The following is an 18,287-nucleotide window of genomic DNA, read 5'->3' on the forward strand; positions in this document are numbered from 1 at the left end:
ACTAACGGGATTCGTTGACGCACCGGAGCACGGGGTGACGGACGAGCGCGCCGGGGTCCACATCACCGCCCGTTACGTGGAAGACCGCGGTCTCCCCCGGCAGCAGCGTGACGAGCTGGTCGTCCACGGTCGCGCGGGGGTCGAGCCGGTCGGGGAAGAGCGCCAGCTCGCGCACGATCGTCCGCGCGGTCACCCGCACCCGCAGCCCGCCCTCGATCTCCTCGACCACCGTGTCCATCTCCGCCGGCGGGTAGTCCATGGCCGGGTCCTCGCCGGGGAACCGCAGCGCGCGTACGTCGCCGAGGGTGGCCACCAGCACCTCGCCCGCCGGGTTCCCGGGTCGCGCCACCCCCTCGGGCAGCTCCACGGACGCCGTGCCGCGCGCCGGCACCGACACGTCGAAGCGCTCCTTGGCCAGGATCTCCCCCGCCAGGCTGAGCCGGTCGACGGCGAGCTCACCCGACCACGGCTCGTCGGTGTCGTTGACGACCGCCAGCGCGTCGCCCTGGAAGGTCAGCAACCGGTCGGCGTACGCCCGGCGCAGCGCGTACCACAGCGGCTTGCGCCGCCCGCCGCCGTCCACCGCGGCCCACGAGGTGACCGGCCAGCAGTCGTTGAGCTGCCACACGATGGTGCCCATGCAGTAAGGCGCGAGCGCCCGGAACCGCTCGATGCCGAACGCCATCGCCCTGGCCTGGTTGAGCTGGGTGTAGTAGTGCCAGTCGTCGAACCCGTCCGGCTGGGGCAGGTGCTCTCCGAGGCCGCGCAGCAGCTTGAGGTTGCCGTCGATTGCCTTCTGGTGGTGGGTCACCCCGGGGGAGACCGGTGTCAGCGGGTCGTCGGAGACCGCGGCGCGCAGCGTCGCGTACGTCGGCGGGCCCTGGAAGCCGAACTCGGCCACGAACCTCGGCGTGTAGGTCGCGTAGTGGGTGTAGTCCTGGTGGTTCCAGACCGTCCAGATGTGGACCGTGCCCTTGGACGGGTCGTTCGGCGGCAGGTCGGGGGCCCCGGAGTAGGGGCTGCCCGGCCAGTACGGCCGGGTCGGGTCGAGTTCGGCGACGACCCGGGGCAGCAGGTCGTAGTAGAAGCCGCCGCCCCAGCTGCGGCCCTCCAGCGAGTCCTGCCAGCCCCAGTCGGCGTGGCCCTCGATGTTCTCGTTGTTGCCGCACCACAGCACGAGGCTGGCGTGGCGGGCCAGGCGGGCGACGTGCTCGCGGGCCTCGGCCTCGACCTCCGCCGTGAAGCGGCCCTCCTCGGGGTAGGCCGCGCAGGCGAACGGGAAGTCCTGCCAGACGAGCAGGCCCATCTCGTCGGCGAGGTCGTAGAAGTCCTCGCTCTCGTACATCCCGCCGCCCCACACCCGCAGGCAGTTGGCGCCCGCGGCGGCCGCCTGGGCGAACCGCTCGGCCAGCCGCTCCCGGGTGATCCGGCTGGGGAAGCAGTCGTCGGGGATCCAGTTGAAGCCCTTGACGAAGACCGGCTTCCCGTTGATCACAAAGGTGAACGCGTCGTCGGTCCGGTCGAGCTCGACGGACCGGAATCCGATCCGGCCCGTCCACTCCTGGTCCTCCAGGCGTACGACCAGGTCGTACAGCGGCTGCTCGCCGTACCCGCGCGGCCACCACAGCTCCGGGTCCGGCACCGTCAGCGTGACGACCGCCCGCCGCTGCCCTGCTGCGACCGTCACGCTTTCGGTCACGCCCGCGACCGACGCCGAGAGGGTGAGCGGCCGCTCGGTGGCGCGCTCGACCGCCACGTGCACCTCGACGGTGCCGTCCGCCGAGGCGAAGGGCCGCACCTCGGCGATCCGGGCGGTGCTCCAGGTCTCGATGCCGATGGGCCGCCAGATCCCGGCGGTGACCACCGTCGGTCCCCAGTCCCAGCCGAAGTTGCAGGCCATCTTCCTGATGAACTGGTACGGCTCGGTGTACGCGCCGGGGCGGTCGCCGAGGGCCGCCTTCTGCGCCTCCGCGTACCCGTACGGCGGGTCGAAAAGGATCCTCAGCGTGTTCTCACCCGCGCGCAGCAGGTGCCGCACCGAAAACCGGTACGACCGATGCATGTCGGCCGTCGTGCCGATCTCGATGCCGTTGAGCACGAGCGTGGCGGCCGTGTCGAGTCCCTCGCAGACCAGGTCTGCCCGGTCGTCGTCGGTGCCGTCCTGCGCGAACTCCCACGTGAAGGTGGTCTCGTACGACCACGCCGTACGCCCGATCCAGGTCAGCCGGTCCTCGTTGTCGTCCAGGTACGGGTCCTCGATCAGCCCGGCGGCGAGGAGGTCGGTGTGGACGCAACCGGGAACGGCCGCGGGCAGGCCCGCGACCACCGGCCGGAGCTGCCCGGTCGACGACACGGCGGTGATGGTCCACCCGTCGTGCAGGGGACGGTGAGAGCTCACGCTTTCTCCTTAATCTTCGCTGCCCCGCAGCCGGAGCAGGCCACGAAGTGGTCGCCTTCCACCTCGGCCAGCCCGGGACGGGTCCGGCTCTCCTGCGGCGCCTCGTGGTACGCGCACGGCACGTCCTCGGCCATGTCCTCGGCCACGGCGTCCGTCCACTTGGCGTGCAGCCGGGGGACCGAGGCCAGCAGCGAGCGCGTGTAGGGATGCGCCGGGTCGCCGAAGACGAGGTCCGTCCGGCCCATCTCCACGATCTTCCCGTGCCGCAGCACCACGGTCCGGTCGCTGACGTAGTTGCCGAGCGACAGGTCGTGCGTGACGAACAGGATGCCGAGGCCGCGCGCCCGCAGGTCGGCGAGCAGGTTGAGCACGTCGATGCGGGTGGACGCGTCGAGCATGCTGATGATCTCGTCGGCGACCAGCAGCCGGATGTCGAGGAGCACGGCCCTGGCGATCAGCATGCGCTGGAGCTGGCCGCCGCTGAGCTGGTGGGGATACTTGCCGAGCACGTTGCCGGGGTCGAGCCGCACGCTCTCCAGCGCGCCCTCCACGCGCTTGCGCCACTCGTCCGCGCCGGCCTGGGGGAAGTACTGCTCCTTGATCATCGCGAAGACGCGGTCGGCCCGGAAGACGGGGTTGTAGCAGCTGAAGGGGTCCTGGAAGACGCCCTGCACCTGCCGGTAGTACTCCTTGCGGTCCTTGAGCGAGGTGATGTCCCTGCCGTCCAGGGTGATCGTGCCGCCGCTGATCGAGGCGAGACGCAGGATCATCCGGCCGAGCGTGCTCTTGCCGCTGCCGCTCTCGCCGATGAGCGAGACCACCTCCCCCTCGCCGACCTCGAAGCTGACGTCGGAGACGGCCTTCAGCTCCCGCCCGCCGAACGCGCCGACGCGGTAGATCTTGGACACACCGTCCAGCTTGAGCATCTATTCGGCCTTCCAGCAGGCGACGAAGTGTCCGGGGGCCACCTCGGCGAACGGCGGCTGCTCGGCGCACTGGTCGAACGCGAGCGGGCAGCGGTCCCTGAACCGGCATCCCCCGGGCGGCTTGAGCAGGGACGGCGGATTGCCGGGAATCCCCGCCAGCCGGCGGTCCTCGTAGCGCACCCCCACCTCGGGCAGCGCGGAGATGAGCTGCTTGGTGTACGGATGCCTCGGGGCGGTGACGAGCACGTCGGCCGGGGCCTTCTCGGCCAGCCGCCCGGCGTACATCACCATGATCGTGTCGGCGATCTGGTAGACGAGCGAGATGTCGTGGGTGACCACCATCATGCTCGTGACCAGGCCGCGGTCGCGGAACCCGAGCAGCGTCGTGGCCACGGCCTTCTGGCTGGACACGTCGAGCGCGGAGGTGACCTCGTCGGCGATCAGCAGCGAGGGGTTCAGCAGCGTGGAGATGACCATGACCACCCGCTGCTTCATGCCGCCGGACAGCTCGATCGGGTAGCGGTCGAGCACGTCCTTCGACAGGCCGACCAGCTCGAGCCGCCGCTCCAGCTCGGCCCTCTCCGGCCGCTCGCCGCGCGAGTCCAGCAGCTCGCCGACCATCTTGCCGATCTTCCTGGTCGGGTTGAGCGCGCTCATCGAGTACTGCGGGATGAGCGACACCTCGCGGAAGCGGAACCGGTCCATCCCGGTGTCGTCCGACAGGGGCATCGTCTTGCCGTCCAGCTCCACTGTGCCGCCGACGTGCCGCATGCGGCCGTCCAGGCGGATCAGGCTCTTGGCGAGCGTGGACTTGCCCGAGCCGGACTCCCCGGCCAGGCCCATGATCTCGCCGTCCGCGACGGAGAACGTGACGCCGTCGAGCGCCTTCACCTCGCCGCGCAGCGTCCGGTAGTAGACCCGGAGGTCGGTGACATTCAGCGCCACGTCACATCTCCCTCAGCTTCGGGTTGAACACCTCGTCCAGCCCGACGTTCATGACGTAGAGCGCGCCGACGATCGCCGTGATGCCGGCGCCCGGAGGGATGAACCACCACCACAGGCCGAGCTGGAGCGCGCTCCACCGCGCGGCGTTGTTGAGCATCAGGCCGAGGGAGACCCCCTCGGTGGGTCCGAGGCCGATGAAGTCGAGCGAGGCGGCGATCAGGATCGCGCTGCCGAACAGCAGGATGAACGTCAGGAACAGGTACGAGCTCATGTTCGGCGCGATCTCCCGAAGGATGATCTTCGGGGTGCGCACGCCGCTCAGCCGGGCGAGGTCGACGAACTCGCGCGAGCGCAGCGAGAACGTCTGCGCCCTGATCGCCCGCGCCGCCCACGGCCACGAGGTCAGCCCGATGAACAGCGCCTGCACGCCGATGCTGCGCACGCCCAGGTAGGCGTTGATGATCAGCAGCACCACCAGCGCGGGCAGCACGAGCACGATGTTGGTGAGCATGTTGAGCAGTTCGTCGACCCACCCGCCGCGGTAGCCCGCGACGAACCCCACGACCATGCCGACGACCGCCGCCAGCACGCCGCCGAGCACACCCACGAGGAACGTCGAGCGCAGGCCGTACACGAACTGGGCGAAGACGTCCTGGCCGAACGTCGTGGTGCCGAACCAGAACTTCCCTGACGGCGCCGCCATGGGCGGCCCGACGTAGTCGTTCGGCCCGTGGTCGAACAGCAGCGGCCCGGCCAGACCGGCCACGAGGAAAACGGCGACGATGACCGTGCCGACGACCAGCTTGCGGTTGCGCAGCGCGAAGTGCAGGGCTTCACGGCGTGCGGTGGGCGGCTGTGGCTGCGACTGTGGCATTACCTCGGTCATGCCGCTCCTCCCATCCCGGTCCTGGTGCGCGGGTCCACCAGGACGTACGCGATGTCGATGATGAAATTGGCGATCAGCACGCCGATGACGATGAACAGGAAGGTGCCCTGCAGCAGGAAGAAGTCCTGGTTCTGGATGGCCTGGAGGATCAGGTGCCCCAGCCCGGGATAACTGAAGACGATTTCTGTGACCAGCGCGCCGGCCACGAGCACGCCGAGTTGCAGGGCCAGGCCGGTCACCTGGGGCAGGATCGCGTTCCTGAAGGCGTAGCGCCGCACCAGCCGCATGGGCGCGCCGAGCGCCCGCAGGTAGTTGACGTAGTCCGCCTCCAGCTCATAGATGATCATGTTGCGCATGCCGATGGCCCAGCCGCCGAACGCGACCAGGAACAGCGAGGCGAACGGGAGGAACCAGTGCTGGGCGAGGCTGCCGAGGAAATCCCACGACAGGGACGGCTGCATGTCGAAGCCGTAGGCCCCGGCGACCGGGAACACGCCCGCGACGATGCCGAGCGCCCAGGCCAGCAGGATCGCCAGCCACATGTACGGCGTGGCGGTCAGCACGTAGCCGACGGGGAGCACGCTGTTGTCGAGCCACTTGCGCCGCGCGGCGAAGGCGCCGAACCGGTTGCCCGCGAACCAGCTCAGCAGGATGGACGGGATCAGCAGGCCCAGCGTGTACGGGACCGCCCGGATGATCACGTCCGACACCGGCGTCGGGAACAGCCAGATGCTGATGCCGAGGTCGCCCTTCAGCAGCGAGCCCCAGAAGTTGAGGTACTGCTGCCACAGCGGCAGGTCGAAGCCGAACATCGCGGTGTAGTGCGCTCGCATGGCCTCGACGGCCGCCGGCTGTGCGACGTTGGCCCGCGACAGCATGCTCTGCACGGGGTCGCCCGGCATGAACCGCGGAATCATCCAGTTGATGGTCACGGCCACGAAGAACGTCAGGCCGTAGATGAGGAGCTTTCTGCCGAAATAGCGGCGCAATTCGACCTCCCGGTCGCGGAACGGCGCCCCCCTCCCGTACGCAGGATGGAAGGGGGGCGCGAGAAGATCAGCCTCCGGAGGCCGGCTGGAGTTCGGTGAGCATGAGCGTGCCGCCCATCTCCAGCCAGTTGCGCCACACGGTCGGCGGGTACTTCGGCGTGTTCGGCGCGCTGCTGGGCCAGTTCTTCCAGACCGAGTTGGTGGTCTGGGACCACAGGCCGTTGTACCAGAGCGGGACGACCGGCATGTCCTCGAGCTGGATCTTCTGCAGCTGCGAGGTGATCTTCTTCATGCCCTCGACGTCCTCGGGCTTGACCTGGTCGAGCTGCTGCGTGAGCTCCCACGCCCGCTTGTTCTCGTACCGACCGTAGTTCGTCGTGGTCTGCAGCTTCTGCACCGGCAGGCGGAACAGGTAGTCGTAGTACAGCCAGGGGGTGTTCGCGAGCTGCTTGTCGTTGTTGAGGACGATGTCGTACTTGCCCTGGTTACGCACGTCGACGAGCGCGTTGTAGTCGGGGAAGTCGGCCTCGATGTCGATGCCGGCGGCCTTGGCGCTGGAGCTGATGACCCGGGCCGCCTCCATCCAGTCGGTCCACCCGGCGGGCACGATCAGCTTCAGCGAGATCTTGCCGCCGCTCGGCGACTCCACCAGCCCGTCGCCGTTGCGGTCCTTGTAGCCGGCGTCGGCGAGCAGCTGCTTGGCCTTGTCGGGGTTGTAGGAGAAGCCGAGCGTGGAGGTGACGTTCTTGTCGACGTACTTGTCCCACTGCGGCAGCAGGCCGGACGGGTCGGACGCCTTGACCAGGTTGCCGTAGACGCCCTCGACGATCTTCTTGGTGTCGATGGAGTAGGCGACCGCCTTGCGGAACTCCTTGTCGTCCATCGGCTTCTTGGCCGTGTTGAACCACATCCAGGTGGTGTTGGCCGACAGCATGTACGGCGGCTGGTCGTAGTAGGTCTCGATGCCGAAGCTGCCCTTGACCAGGTTGGCGATGCCCGGCAGGAAGTTCACGCTGAGGTCGAGGCCCTTCTGCAGCAGCAGGCCCATCGCGACCTCGTTGCTGGAGTTGACGATGTCGACGATGTACTTGGGCTTGACGTCCTTGTTCAGCGCCTTGGTCGCCCACCAGCCGTCGCGCTTGACCCAGACCATGCGGTCCTGGTCGTGCGACTGGTAGGCGTACGGGCCGGTGCCGACGGGCTTCTCGTTGACCCCGTTCATCACCTCGTCCTCGGACCGCCCCTCCCACAGGTGCTTGGGGACGATGGCCCGGCTGTAGAGGTGGTTGGCCCACTCCTGGTAGTTGGCCGTGGTGAAGGTGAACTTGACCGTGTAGTCGTCGACCTTCTCGGCGCTCTTCATCCAGTCCCACAGCGGGTGGTAGGGGACGGTCTCCATCTTGCCGAGCTCGAAGGTGAAGATCACATCGTCGGCCGTGAACGGCTTGCCGTCCGCCCAGGTGATGCCCTTGCGCAGCTTGAGCGTGTACTCCAGCTCACCGGTCCAGTCGCCGCTCTCGGCCAGCCACGGCGTGAACTTGTCGGTGTTCGGGTCGTACATGAACAGCGTCTCGTAGACCAGGCCCTTGGTCCCGGTGGCGAAGTCCCACTCGCGCAGCGGGTTCCAGTTCGCGGGCGGTCCCCACTGGGTGCCACTGGTGTAGAGGGTCTCGTTGCGGGGGAACGCCCCGCTGCCACCCGCAGGGGCGGCCGCGCCGCCTCCCGCACCGCCTCCCGCCGGGCCGGTCGGCGTGGACGAACCCCCGCCTCCCGAGCAGGCCGCGCTTAACAGGCCGACTGCCAGCACCGGTATAAGAAACCGCGTTCGGTTTCGCATGGTGACTCTCCTTCCCCCACGCGACACCGCGCGGGGTCCGCACTCCCTGCCAGGCCCCGATGATCAGCGGTCCGCACCGCTCGCCTCGCCGCGCCGTAGGTGCTGAACCGGATAAGTACCGAGACCGTAAAATCCGGATGTCGCCGGTGTCAATAGGGGAAGATGTAGGCAAAGTAACGGTAGTAAGGTGAGGGTCACTGGACCGGTTCAGTCGAGGGGACACGTGAGAAGACCGACCATCGCGGACATCGCACGCCAGGCGGGGGTCTCCAAGGGCGCGGTCTCGTACGCCCTGAACGGCCAGCCGGGGGTGTCCGAAGCCACCAGGGCCCGCATCCTGGCCATCGCGAACGAGATCGGCTGGCGCCCGAACATCGCGGCCAGGGCGCTCAACGGCGCCCGCGCGCACGCCGTGGGCCTCGCGCTGTGCCGGCCCGCCCGGTTCCTCGGCGTCGAGCCGTTCTTCATGGAGCTGATCAGCGGCATCGAGGCGGAGCTTTCCGCCCGCTCCTACGCGCTGCTGCTCCAGGTGGTCGGCGACCACGAGGCCGAAATGGGCGTCTACCGCCGCTGGTGGGGGGAGGGCCGGGTGGACGGCGCGATCCTCGTCGACCTCCACCTCGACGACCCCCGCGTGCCGCAGGTGGAGGAGATGGGCATGCCCGTCGTCGTCCTCGGGCATCCCTCGGCCGCCGGATCGCTCGTGCCGGTCTGGGCCGACGACAGCGCGGCGGTACGCGAGACGGTGGAGTATCTCGTCGCGCTGGGGCACCGGCGGATCGCCCGCGTCGCCGGGCTGCCCCGGCTGTCGCACACGTCGATCCGCGACCGGGCGTTCGGCGACGTCTGCGCGGGCCTCGGGCTGGACGCCTGCCCGATCGTGCACACCGACTACACGGGCGAGGAGGGCGCGCGGGCCACGCGGCGGCTGCTCAGCTCACCCGAGCGGCCCACGGCGATCGTCTTCGACAACGACATCATGGCCGTGGCCGGCCTGTCGGTCGCCCAGGAGATGCGGCTCGACGTGCCGGCCGACCTGTCCGTCGTCGCCTGGGACGACTCCCCGCTCTGCCAGGTCGTCCGCCCGCCGCTGACCGTGCTCACCCGCGACATCCCGGCGTACGGCGCGCACGCGGCGCAGCGGCTGCTCGCGCTGATCGACGGCGTGGAGACCAGGCCGCTGGAGGACGAGGCCCCGCGCCTGACCACCCGCGGCAGCACGGCGCCGCCCGCGTAGCCGCTCAGACCTGCGTGGGGAGCGCGGACCAGTCGATCACCAGGCGCTGCGGGTCCGCGGGGTCGGTCCACACCTGGACCGTCCGGCCCGGCAGGACGGCGCCCATCAGCAGCCGGGGGAGGATCTGCCGGTGCGCGACCACGTACGGCGCACCGGAGGCGGGCTGCACCCGCAGGTCGAAGGCGACGACGAGCTGGTCGTTCACCATCGTGCCCGTGTCCCGCATGCTCGCGACCAGGGCGGTGGCCGGCATGCCGGTGCCGACGAGGTCCTGGTTGCCGGTGCCCAGGAAGCTCTTCATCTGGCCGAAGACGCCGCCGGAAGGGCCACCGCCGCCGACCAGCCTGCCGGCCAGGATGACGACGTCGCCGACCAGCAGGAACATCCCGACGATGAAGGCGGGCAACCCCCACGACATCGTGGAGATCGAGCCCATCCCGTAGATCCCGGCGAACAACAGGACGATGCCGGCGCCGGCGCCGGCGACGAAGACGTTACGCGACATTGCTCTCAACCCTTCGGATTCCTTGTACGTCACAGGGATAGGCGGACGGGCTTGATCGACGCTTGCACAGGACTTACCGGGCGTTGGGAACGACGCTTACCGGGCGTTGGGAACGACACTTACTCGCGCCTCTGGCGCGGTGGTTACCGCGTTTGAAAGGTGACGTTCAGGGGAGATCGCTACACTTGGCCCCGTTTGCCGCTACTGGCTTTCGACCTGGTGAGAAACGCCTGGTCCGACCCTCAGGAGCACGACAGTGGGTCACGTCGACGTCCGTCCCGCGCCCCCGGCGGAGGACCTCCCGGCGCCGCCGCCCCGGACGCCGCCCAAATGGCGGCCATGGCTGTGGGTGACGTTATCGGGCGCGCTGGGCGTGCTCGCCGGTGCCGCCACGTTCGCCGTCGGCGGCTACGTCAAGCTGAGCGGCAACGTCAAGCACGAGGCGGTGACCCAGAAGGATCTCGGCGGCGAGGCACGCCCGCAGAAGATCAGCAAGGCGCTCAACGTGCTGATCGTGGGCTCGGACCAGCGCAACGGCGCCAACGCCAGATACGGGAAGTTCCCCGGCGAGCGCACCGACACGATCATCGTGGCGCACATCTCCCCGAACCGGGACGGCGCGGTGCTCATCAGCTTCCCGCGCGACTCGCTCGTCCGCCTCCCCGCCTGCTCGGCCAAGGGCAACCTGCCGGGCCAGCGGCCGCACGTCGGAATGATCAACGAGTCGTTCAACTCCGGCGGCATCGGCTGCACCTGGAAGACGATCGAGGGCCTCACCGACATCCACATCGACCACTTCGTGAAGGTCGACTTCACCGGCTTCAAGGCGATGGTGAACGCGCTGGGCGGCGTGCAGGTCTGCCTGCCGCAGGCCGTCCACGACAAGAAGGCGCTGCTCGACCTGCCCGCCGGCAAGCAGATCCTCAAGGGCGAGCAGGCACTCGGATACGTCCGCGCCCGCTACTCGCTCGGCGACGGCTCCGACATCGGCCGGATCCAGCGCCAGCAGATGTTCCTCGCCTCGATGGCCAAGAAGGCCATGAGCGGCGAGACTCTGACCAACCCCGCGACGCTGTTCGGGTTCCTCGACGCGGTGACCAAGTCGATCACCACCGACCCCGACCTCACGATCGGCGTGATGAAGGACCTCGCGACGAGCGCGCAGGGCCTGACCGCGGGGCAGATCCGCTTCGTCACCACCCCCTGGCGCTACTCGATCACCAGCCCCGGCCGGGTCGAGTGGGTGCAGCCGCAGGCCCAGCGGTTGTTCAGGATGGTCGCCGCCGACCAGATCGCCAAGAACGTCAAGAGCGGCGAGCAGAAGATCCCCAAGTCGCAGATCCACATCCTGGTGCGCAACGGCAGCGGGCAGCAGGGGCTCGGCACCCAGGTGGCCGCCGAACTGGAGCAGCGCGGCTACCACATCGTCAAGGTCGAGCAGGCGCCCAAGCCGTACGCCAAGACCGTCGTCGCGTACTCGGAGAACGGCGAGAGCCGGGCGTCCCGGCTGTTCCGCGAGCTCAAGAAGTCGCGGCCCCGCCTGGTGCGCACGGCCACCACGCAGACCCTCGTGCTGGGGATCGGGGCCGACTGGCAGGGGATGAAGCCCCCCAGGACGCTCGACGACGTGGAGGGCTTCGACGCCACCCAGGACAGCTGCACGGCCTCCTAGGAGAAGAGTTCTAGCCGAAGAGCCAGCCGAACAGGCCGCCGCCGTGACCCGACGATTCCTGGGTGGGGGCGGGCGCGCTGGTCGGCTGCTCGGTGGCCGGCCCGGAGGTGGGGGCCGTGGCCGCCTGCTCCTCGGACGCCGCGGTGTCCGTCCCCGAGGTCTGCCCGTCTGACCGCTCGTCGGCGGACGACCGCGGCTGCGTGTCGACCGACACGCGGGACCGTGACGGGCGTGGCGTGGCGTCCGACCGGGAGCCGGGGTCCTGCGCGCGAGACCGGGACGGGTGTGTGGGCGCGGACGACGCGGTCGGCGCCGAGGTCCCGGACGTGCCGGGCCGGGTCCGTGTGGGTTCGGCCGTGGGGGCGTCGGTGGGGGCGTCACTGGGCACCGCGTCGGTGGGCGCGTCGGTAGGCGTCGTGTCGGACTCCCCGGCCGTGGCGTCGCCGTCGGGGGCCGGCGAGACCGGCGCCGTCGCGGCCGTCCCCGCCCTGGCGGCGCAGCCCGCCCCGTCCTCGCACTCCGCTCCGGAGGGCTGCCCGACCCACAGCGCCAGCGCCCAGATGGCGCCCAGGACGCCGACGGCGATCAGACCGGTCCGCAGCAGCATCCCGCCGCGCCGTGAACGCTCGTCGTCGTCCTCGTCGGGGTCGGGGGCGTTGCGCCAGCCCGAGCCGAGGAAACCGCGCGGATCGGTGTCGCCGTCGCTCACCAGGTCCTCGTCGTCCACCAGGTGCTCGTCGCTCACCGGATTCTCCGAGCGGAGCCGAGCGGTGCGTCCAGCGGCGTAGTCATCCTGGTCGGCGTGGTCGGCGGGCGTCTGCGCGGGCTGGTCCGGCCGCCAGTCCTCCGACAACACGTCGCCGCGGTCGTCCGGCCCGCCGCCGAGAACGTGTTCGTCCTGCTCCTCGGACCAGAACCGGTCTCCCTCCCCGCCATGCTGGCCTTCGCCCGTGATGTACGGACGGATTAACGAGCCGTCCTGCTCGTAGGCGTCCTCGGTGACCGGGTCGCGCATGAAGGTCCTTCCTCGGTGAGCTTTTAGGTCGTGTCCCAATAGCGAACGTTCCTAGCACTGGTCGACACGTCCTGTCTGGAAATTTCACAACAATCACTGGAAGCAGGTTTGTCACCGCCACAACAAACCCCGCAAACCCATCGGACTTGACGGGATTCCTGGAACGGTCTTTAATATCGACTAAACCGACTGACTTGGTAGGAATCTCTCCGGAATAGAGGACAGGCATGACAGTGCGCAGGCTCGGGGCCATCGCAGCCGCCGTCGTGGCGACGACCACCCTGGTCACCGCCTGCGGGGGAGACGACAACGCCGGCGGGGGCAACGGCGGCGGAGGCAAGGTCCAGTTGGCGCTGGTCGCCTACTCCACCCCCCAGGCGGCGTTCGAGGACATCATCAAGGCGTTCCAGAAGACGCCCGAGGGCAAGAACATCACCTTCACCCAGTCGTTCGGTGCGTCCGGCGACCAGAGCCGCGCCGTGGCGAACGGGCTCAAGGCGGACATCGTCGAGTTCTCCCTGGAGACCGACATCACCCGGCTGGTGAAGGCCGGCATCGTCGCGCCGGACTGGAACTCCGCTCCCACCGCCGGGCCCAGCAAGGGGATCCTCACCAAGTCCGTCGTCGTCATCGGCACCCGCAAGGGCAACCCGAAGGGCATCAAGACCTGGGACGACCTCGTCAAGCCCGGAGTCGAGGTCATCACGCCGAACCCCTTCACCTCCGGCGGCGCCCGCTGGAACCTGCTCGCGGGCTACGGCGCCAAGTCGAACAAGGGCGCCGACCAGGCCGCCGGGCTCGCCTACCTGGACGCGCTGCTCAAGAACGTGCCGGTCCAGGACGACAGCGGCCGCAAGTCGCTGCAGACCTTCACCGGCGGCAAGGGCGACGCCATCCTCACGTACGAGAACGAGGCGATCTTCGCTCAGCAGAACAACCAGGAGATCGACTACACGGTCCCGGACTCGACGCTCCTCATCGAGAACCCGGTGGCCGTGACGAAGAACAGCACCCACCCCAAGGAGGCCGCGGCCTTCCTCAAGTACCTCTACTCGGTCGAGGCCCAGACGATCTTCGCCAAGAACGGCTACCGCCCGGTCGCCGACGGCGTGACCGGGTTCGACTGGCCCGTCCCGCCGCAGCTGTTCACGATCCAGGACCTCGGCGGCTGGGACAAGATCACGACTGACTTCTTCGACTCGAAGACCGGCAAGGTCGCGGAGATCGAACGCAAGCTCGGCGTGGCGACGGAGAAATGACGCGTGAAGTGACCGCGATCACCGTACGCCCTGTCCGACGTCTGGCCGGCGGCACCGCCGCCGGCCTCGGCACCGCGGTGCTGTACCTGAGCCTGATCGTGCTGATCCCGCTGGCCGCCGTCGTCTGGCGCTCGGCCGACGAGGGGCCCGGGTACTTCTGGCGCTCGGTCACCACCCCCGACGCCTGGGCGGCGCTCACCCTGACCGTCGGAGCCTCGGCGCTCGTCGCCCTGGTCAACCTGGTCATGGGAACGGTCATCGCCTGGGTGCTGGTCCGCGACCGCTTCCCCGGCAGGGCCGTGCTCGACACGATCATCGATCTGCCGTTCGCGCTGCCGACCATCGTCGCCGGTCTCGTCCTGCTCGCGTTGTACGGCCCGCAGTCCCCGCTCGGGGTCAACCTGGCCTACAGCAGGGCCGGAGTCGTGCTGGCGCTGCTGTTCGTCACGCTGCCGTTCGTCGTCCGTACGGTGCAGCCGGTCCTGCTGGAGCTCGACACGGAGATGGAGCAGGCGGCGGCCTCCCTCGGCGCGAGCCCGTTCCAGACCTTCCGCCGGGTCATCCTGCCGAACCTGATTCCCGCGATGCTGTCCGGCACCGCCCTCGCCTTCACCCGGGCGATCGCCGAGTTCGGCTCGACCGTGCTCATCTCGGGCAACCTGCCGTTCAAGACGCAGGTCGCGGCGGTGAACATCTTCAGCCAGATCGAGGGCGACAACACCACCGGCGCGGCCGCGATCTCGACGGTCCTGCTCGTGGTGGCCCTGGTCGCGCTGATCACGCTCGACGTCCTGCAGCGCTGGGGGAGCCGCCGTGGCTAAGCACGTCCTGCGCGTGGTCGCCGTCGTCTACGTCCTGTTCCTGCTGGTGCTGCCCGTGGCGCTGATCGTATGGCGGACCTTCGGAGACGGGCTCGCTCCGTTCGCCGAGGCCCTGACCTCCCCGTCGGCCCTGCACGCCTTCACGGTCACGCTGACGGTCGCCGGCTGGGCGGTCCTGGCCAACACGGTCTTCGGGGTCGGCGCCGCGCTCCTGCTCGTCCGTCACGAGTTTCCCGGCAAACGGCTGCTGGGGGCGTTCATCGACCTGCCGATGGCCGTCTCGCCGGTCGTCGTCGGGCTCGCGCTCATCCTCGTGTACGGACGGTTCTCCCCCCTCGGCGGCCTGCTGGAGAGCTGGGGAGTCCAGGTGATCTTCTCCACCCCCGGCATGGTGCTGGCCACGGTGTTCGTGTCGCTGCCGCTCGTCGTGCGGGCCGTCGTGCCGGTCCTGGAGGAGCTCGGCGACGAGCAGGAGCAGGCCGCGCACACGCTGGGCGCGAGCCGCCTCCAGTCGTTCGTCCGCATCACGCTCCCCGGCATCCGCTGGGCCCTCGGCTACGGCGTCGTGCTCTGCCTGGCCCGTTCGCTCGGCGAGTACGGCGCGGTCGCGGTGGTCTCGGGCCGCCTCGTGGACCAGACCCAGACGCTGACGCTGTTCGTGGAGGAGCGGTTCCAGAACTTCGACCAGCCGGCCGCGTTCGCCGCCGCCACGGCCCTCGCCCTGATCGCCGTGGTCACCCTGCTGTTCACCAAGCTCCTGCGCCCGAAGGATCGGTCTGATGGCAATTGAGGTACGCGACGTGAACAAGTCGTTCGGGACGACCCCCGTCCTGCACGACGTGTCGCTGGACGTCGCGGCGGGGTCGCTCACCGCACTGCTCGGCCCGAGCGGCGGGGGGAAGTCGACGCTGCTGCGGGTGATCGCCGGTCTGGAGCGGCCCGACACCGGCACGGTGCGGATCTCCGGCGTCGACGCCACCCGGCTGTCCCCGCAGCGGCGCAACGTCGGCTTCGTGTTCCAGCACTACGCCGCCTTCAAGCACCTCACGGTCTTCCGCAACGTGGCCTTCGGGTTGGAGATCCGCAAGCGGCCCAAGGACGAGATCCGCAAACGCGTCATGGAACTGCTGGAACTGGTCCACCTGGAGAAACTGGCCGACCGCTACCCTTCCCAGCTGTCGGGCGGCCAGCGCCAGCGCATGGCCCTGGCCCGGGCCCTCGCGGTGGAGCCCCAGGTGCTGCTGCTGGACGAACCGTTCGGCGCCCTCGACGCGCAGGTGCGCAAGGAGCTGCGGACGTGGCTGCGCCGGCTGCACGACGAGGTCCACGTCACCACCGTGTTCGTCACCCACGACCAGGAGGAGGCCATCGAGGTCGCCGACACGATCGTGGTGCTGGCCGGGGGCGAGGTCGTGCAGGCCGGCAGCCCCGGCGAGGTGTACGACAACCCGGCCAACCCGTTCGTGATGCGCTTCCTGGGCCCGGTCACCGAGATCGGCGGCAGCCTGGTCCGCCCGCACGACATCGAGATCAGCCCGGATCCCGTAGAGGGCGGCTCGCCCGCCGTGGTCTCCCGCGTCGTACGGCTCGGCTTCGAGGTGCGCGTGGAGGTGGAGATCGGCGGGCACGAGGCGTGGGTCCAGGTGACGCGGGAGCAGGCCGAGCGGCTCGGTCTCGGGCCGGGCGACACCGTGCACCTCAGGCCCGCGCCCGGCGCTCGCTCCCTGGTCCTCGCGCTGTGACAGACGCAGCGTGAGACCATGCGGCTCTCCGTACGGACCCAGTACGCCCTGCGCGCCGCCGCCGAACTGGCCGCGGCCGCGCCGGGGCCGGTCCCGGCCGAGCGGATCGCGGCCGCCCAGCGCATCCCCCGGCGGTTCCTCGACAACATCCTGCTGCAGATGCGGCGGGCCGGCCTCATCCACAGCCAGCGCGGGCCTGACGGCGGATACTGGCTCGCACGGCCCGCCGAGCAGATCACGCTCGCCGACGTCGTCCTCATCATGGAGGGGGCGCCGCAGGACAGCGAGGGGTTCCACGGCGTCGCAGAGCCCCTCGGCGACGTCTGGACGGCGCTGCGCGACCATGAGCAGGCGACGCTCACCGAGGTCACGCTCGCCCACATCGCGACCGGTTCCCTTCCACCCCTCTGATCCCGGTAGTTGTGGAAGACTCCACATTCAAGTGGAACGTGCCGTGGCGTAGAGGCAGGCGGGATGGGTACTGCTGGGCAGCTCATCGTCAGGCGATACCGGCTGGTCCGCGCCCTCGGCCACGGCCGCACCGGGCTGGTGTGGGAGGGCCGCGACACGCTGCTCGACCGGCCCGTCGCGATCCGCGAGGTTCTGCTGCCCCCGAACCTGAGCGAGACCGCGCGGCTGCGGCTCGTCCAGCGGATCTCCCGCGAGGCCCGCCAGGCCGAGCGGCTGAGCCACCCTCACATCGTCGCCGTCTACGACGTCGCCGAGGAGGGCGACACCCCGTTCGTCGTGACGGAACTGGTCCCCTCTCGCTCGCTCGACGGGGTGGTCTCCGGCGACGGACCGATGCCCCCGGCCGAGGCCGCGCGGATCGCCCGCACCGTGCTGTCCGCGCTCACGCACGCCCACGCCGCCGGCGTACGGCACGGCGACGTCCGGCCCGCCAACGTGCTCCTCGCGCACGACGGCCGGGTGCTGCTCGCCGATTTCGGCGTGACGGTGCCGGCCACCGATCCGGCGTTCGCCCGCGATCCTGTACCAGGCAGCCCTCCCGTCGGCCGTGGCACCGAGACGTACCTCGCCCCCGAACGGGCCGCCGGCGGGCCGCGCACGGTCGCCGCCGACCTGTGGTCGCTGGGCGCCACCCTCCATCTGGCCGTCACCGGCAGCCCGCCCACGCGCCAGGGGCCGCTGGAAGAGGTGCCCGGGGAACTGCGCGCGGTGCTCACCGGGCTGCTGGCCCGGGAGCCCAGGCGGCGGATCGACGCGGAGACCGCCGACCGCCTGCTCGCCGAGATCGAGCCGCCCGCCCCGCCTCGGCCCGTTCGCCGCCGCCCCGGCCGTGCTCGTCGTATCACGGGGATCGCGGCGGCCGTGCTCGTCGCGTGTGTTGTGGGGGGCTGGGCTGTCGGAGGGTGGGCGGTGCTGCGGCCCGGCGGGGAAATCCGGGCCGGAGAGGTCTCCCCACCGGCGTCCGTGTCTTCCCCCGCGTCCTCCCCTGCCTCGGCCCCCGCGTCGGCCTCGGCGTCGGCGTCCGGGCAGCCCGCGCGGCGGCTGAAGCTGAAGTGGCACACGTCCGACGCCGGCTGGCGGGCCGGTGTGCCCCGCGGCTGGACCCGCGAGGACCGGCCGTACTCGACCTCGTGGCGCTCGCGGGACGGCGGGGCGGCGTTCACGGTCGAGGTGACCGCGCAGCGCGGAACCGATCCCCTGGCGGCGCTCGGCGAGGCGGAGGACATTCTCCGTCCGGACGCCACGACCTATCGCAAGCTGCGGCTCAGGGCCGTGACCGGTGAGCAGGGCCTTTCGGCCGACTGGGAGTTCACCTGGACCCCGCGTAAGGCGTCGGCGCGGGACCACCTGGCCAAGGGCGTGGAGTATCACCAGTACCGCCGGGTGATCTCCACGGACACGACGACGAGCGTGCTCACCTGGACCGCCCCCGCCGCCGACTGGGACGCCCTGCGGCCCACGCTCGTCAGGGTGCTCTCGCTCTTCCAGCCGCCGCCGCTCGTTCCGACGCCTTCCGCGGCCTGAAATCCACCCGCGCTCACCTCGCGTGTGTCATGATGGCGCACGAGTGAAAGTGACAACGGT

At 69.9% G+C, this 18,287-nt stretch carries 16 protein-coding genes; 8 read left to right on the forward strand and 8 right to left on the reverse strand.

Annotated features, from left to right (window positions below):
• Position 1 precedes the first annotated feature (1 nt).
• The 6 genes from QSK36_RS28405 to QSK36_RS28430 all read right to left on the reverse strand — a co-directional run bounded on the left by QSK36_RS28405 (position 2) and on the right by QSK36_RS28430 (position 7,951).
• Positions 2 to 2,398 carry a glycoside hydrolase family 2 protein gene (locus QSK36_RS28405; RefSeq protein WP_285784482.1) on the reverse strand — a complete coding sequence of 799 codons (2,397 nt, stop codon included), beginning with the start codon at positions 2,396 to 2,398 and terminating at the stop codon, positions 2 to 4.
• Entirely contained in the window at positions 2,395 to 3,324 is a 930-nt protein-coding gene (locus QSK36_RS28410; RefSeq protein ID WP_183538373.1) for an ABC transporter ATP-binding protein, read from the reverse strand. The genes QSK36_RS28405 and QSK36_RS28410 overlap by 4 nt, the downstream gene beginning before the upstream one ends.
• Positions 3,325 to 4,269: an ABC transporter ATP-binding protein gene (locus QSK36_RS28415; RefSeq protein WP_285784483.1), complete on the reverse strand. Its 945-nt coding sequence runs from the start codon at positions 4,267 to 4,269 to the stop codon at positions 3,325 to 3,327. It abuts the gene before it with no gap.
• 1 nt (position 4,270) lies between these two features.
• Entirely contained in the window at positions 4,271 to 5,155 is an 885-nt protein-coding gene (locus QSK36_RS28420; RefSeq protein ID WP_285784484.1) for an ABC transporter permease, read from the reverse strand.
• Positions 5,152 to 6,144: an ABC transporter permease gene (locus QSK36_RS28425; protein WP_182901715.1), complete on the reverse strand. Its 993-nt coding sequence runs from the start codon at positions 6,142 to 6,144 to the stop codon at positions 5,152 to 5,154. The genes QSK36_RS28420 and QSK36_RS28425 overlap by 4 nt, the downstream gene beginning before the upstream one ends.
• A 67-nt stretch (positions 6,145 to 6,211) precedes the next feature.
• Entirely contained in the window at positions 6,212 to 7,951 is a 1,740-nt protein-coding gene (locus QSK36_RS28430) for an ABC transporter substrate-binding protein (RefSeq protein ID WP_285784485.1), read from the reverse strand.
• Positions 7,952 to 8,204: 253 nt separating this feature from the next.
• Between QSK36_RS28430 and QSK36_RS28435 the strand changes: the two genes are divergently transcribed.
• Positions 8,205 to 9,218, forward strand: coding sequence for a LacI family DNA-binding transcriptional regulator (locus tag QSK36_RS28435; protein WP_182901717.1), 1,014 nt, complete (start codon positions 8,205 to 8,207; stop codon positions 9,216 to 9,218).
• 4 nt (positions 9,219 to 9,222) lie between these two features.
• Here the strand turns inward: QSK36_RS28435 and QSK36_RS28440 are convergent, their stop codons facing one another.
• Positions 9,223 to 9,723: a hypothetical protein gene (locus tag QSK36_RS28440; protein WP_139575543.1), complete on the reverse strand. Its 501-nt coding sequence runs from the start codon at positions 9,721 to 9,723 to the stop codon at positions 9,223 to 9,225.
• A gap of 256 nt (positions 9,724 to 9,979) precedes the next feature.
• Between QSK36_RS28440 and QSK36_RS28445 the strand changes: the two genes are divergently transcribed.
• Complete coding sequence (locus QSK36_RS28445) at positions 9,980 to 11,395, forward strand: LCP family protein (protein ID WP_285784486.1); 1,416 nt, start codon at positions 9,980 to 9,982, stop codon at positions 11,393 to 11,395.
• 10 nt (positions 11,396 to 11,405) lie between these two features.
• On the opposite strand, the gene QSK36_RS28450 is transcribed toward QSK36_RS28445, so the two are convergent.
• Positions 11,406 to 12,410, reverse strand: a complete 1,005-nt coding sequence (locus tag QSK36_RS28450) for a chromosomal replication initiator protein DnaA (protein WP_285784487.1) — start codon at positions 12,408 to 12,410, stop codon at positions 11,406 to 11,408.
• Positions 12,411 to 12,637: 227 nt separating this feature from the next.
• On the opposite strand from QSK36_RS28450, the gene QSK36_RS28455 reads away from it, so the two are divergent.
• The 6 genes from QSK36_RS28455 to QSK36_RS28480 all read left to right on the forward strand — a co-directional run bounded on the left by QSK36_RS28455 (position 12,638) and on the right by QSK36_RS28480 (position 18,227).
• A complete protein-coding gene (locus QSK36_RS28455) occupies positions 12,638 to 13,669 on the forward strand; it encodes a sulfate ABC transporter substrate-binding protein (protein ID WP_183538362.1) in 1,032 nt (343 codons plus the stop codon).
• Positions 13,666 to 14,490, forward strand: a complete 825-nt coding sequence (gene cysT / locus QSK36_RS28460) for a sulfate ABC transporter permease subunit CysT (RefSeq protein WP_139575540.1) — start codon at positions 13,666 to 13,668, stop codon at positions 14,488 to 14,490. Before QSK36_RS28455 ends, cysT begins: the two co-directional genes overlap by 4 nt.
• Positions 14,483 to 15,280 (forward strand): sulfate ABC transporter permease, encoded by a 798-nt coding sequence (locus QSK36_RS28465; RefSeq protein WP_183538360.1) that lies wholly within the window; start codon positions 14,483 to 14,485, stop codon positions 15,278 to 15,280. Before cysT ends, QSK36_RS28465 begins: the two co-directional genes overlap by 8 nt.
• A complete protein-coding gene (locus QSK36_RS28470; RefSeq protein ID WP_183538358.1) occupies positions 15,270 to 16,232 on the forward strand; it encodes a sulfate/molybdate ABC transporter ATP-binding protein in 963 nt (320 codons plus the stop codon). Before QSK36_RS28465 ends, QSK36_RS28470 begins: the two co-directional genes overlap by 11 nt.
• Before the next feature lie 18 nt (positions 16,233 to 16,250).
• Positions 16,251 to 16,643, forward strand: a complete 393-nt coding sequence (locus QSK36_RS28475; RefSeq protein ID WP_139575537.1) for an RrF2 family transcriptional regulator — start codon at positions 16,251 to 16,253, stop codon at positions 16,641 to 16,643.
• 63 nt (positions 16,644 to 16,706) lie between these two features.
• Positions 16,707 to 18,227, forward strand: a complete 1,521-nt coding sequence (locus QSK36_RS28480) for a serine/threonine-protein kinase (RefSeq protein ID WP_285784488.1) — start codon at positions 16,707 to 16,709, stop codon at positions 18,225 to 18,227.
• The last annotated feature ends 60 nt before the right edge of the window (positions 18,228 to 18,287 follow it).

The sequence above is a fragment of the Microbispora sp. NBRC 16548 genome (assembly GCF_030268985.1).
In the GTDB taxonomy this organism is placed as follows: domain Bacteria; phylum Actinomycetota; class Actinomycetes; order Streptosporangiales; family Streptosporangiaceae; genus Microbispora; species Microbispora catharanthi.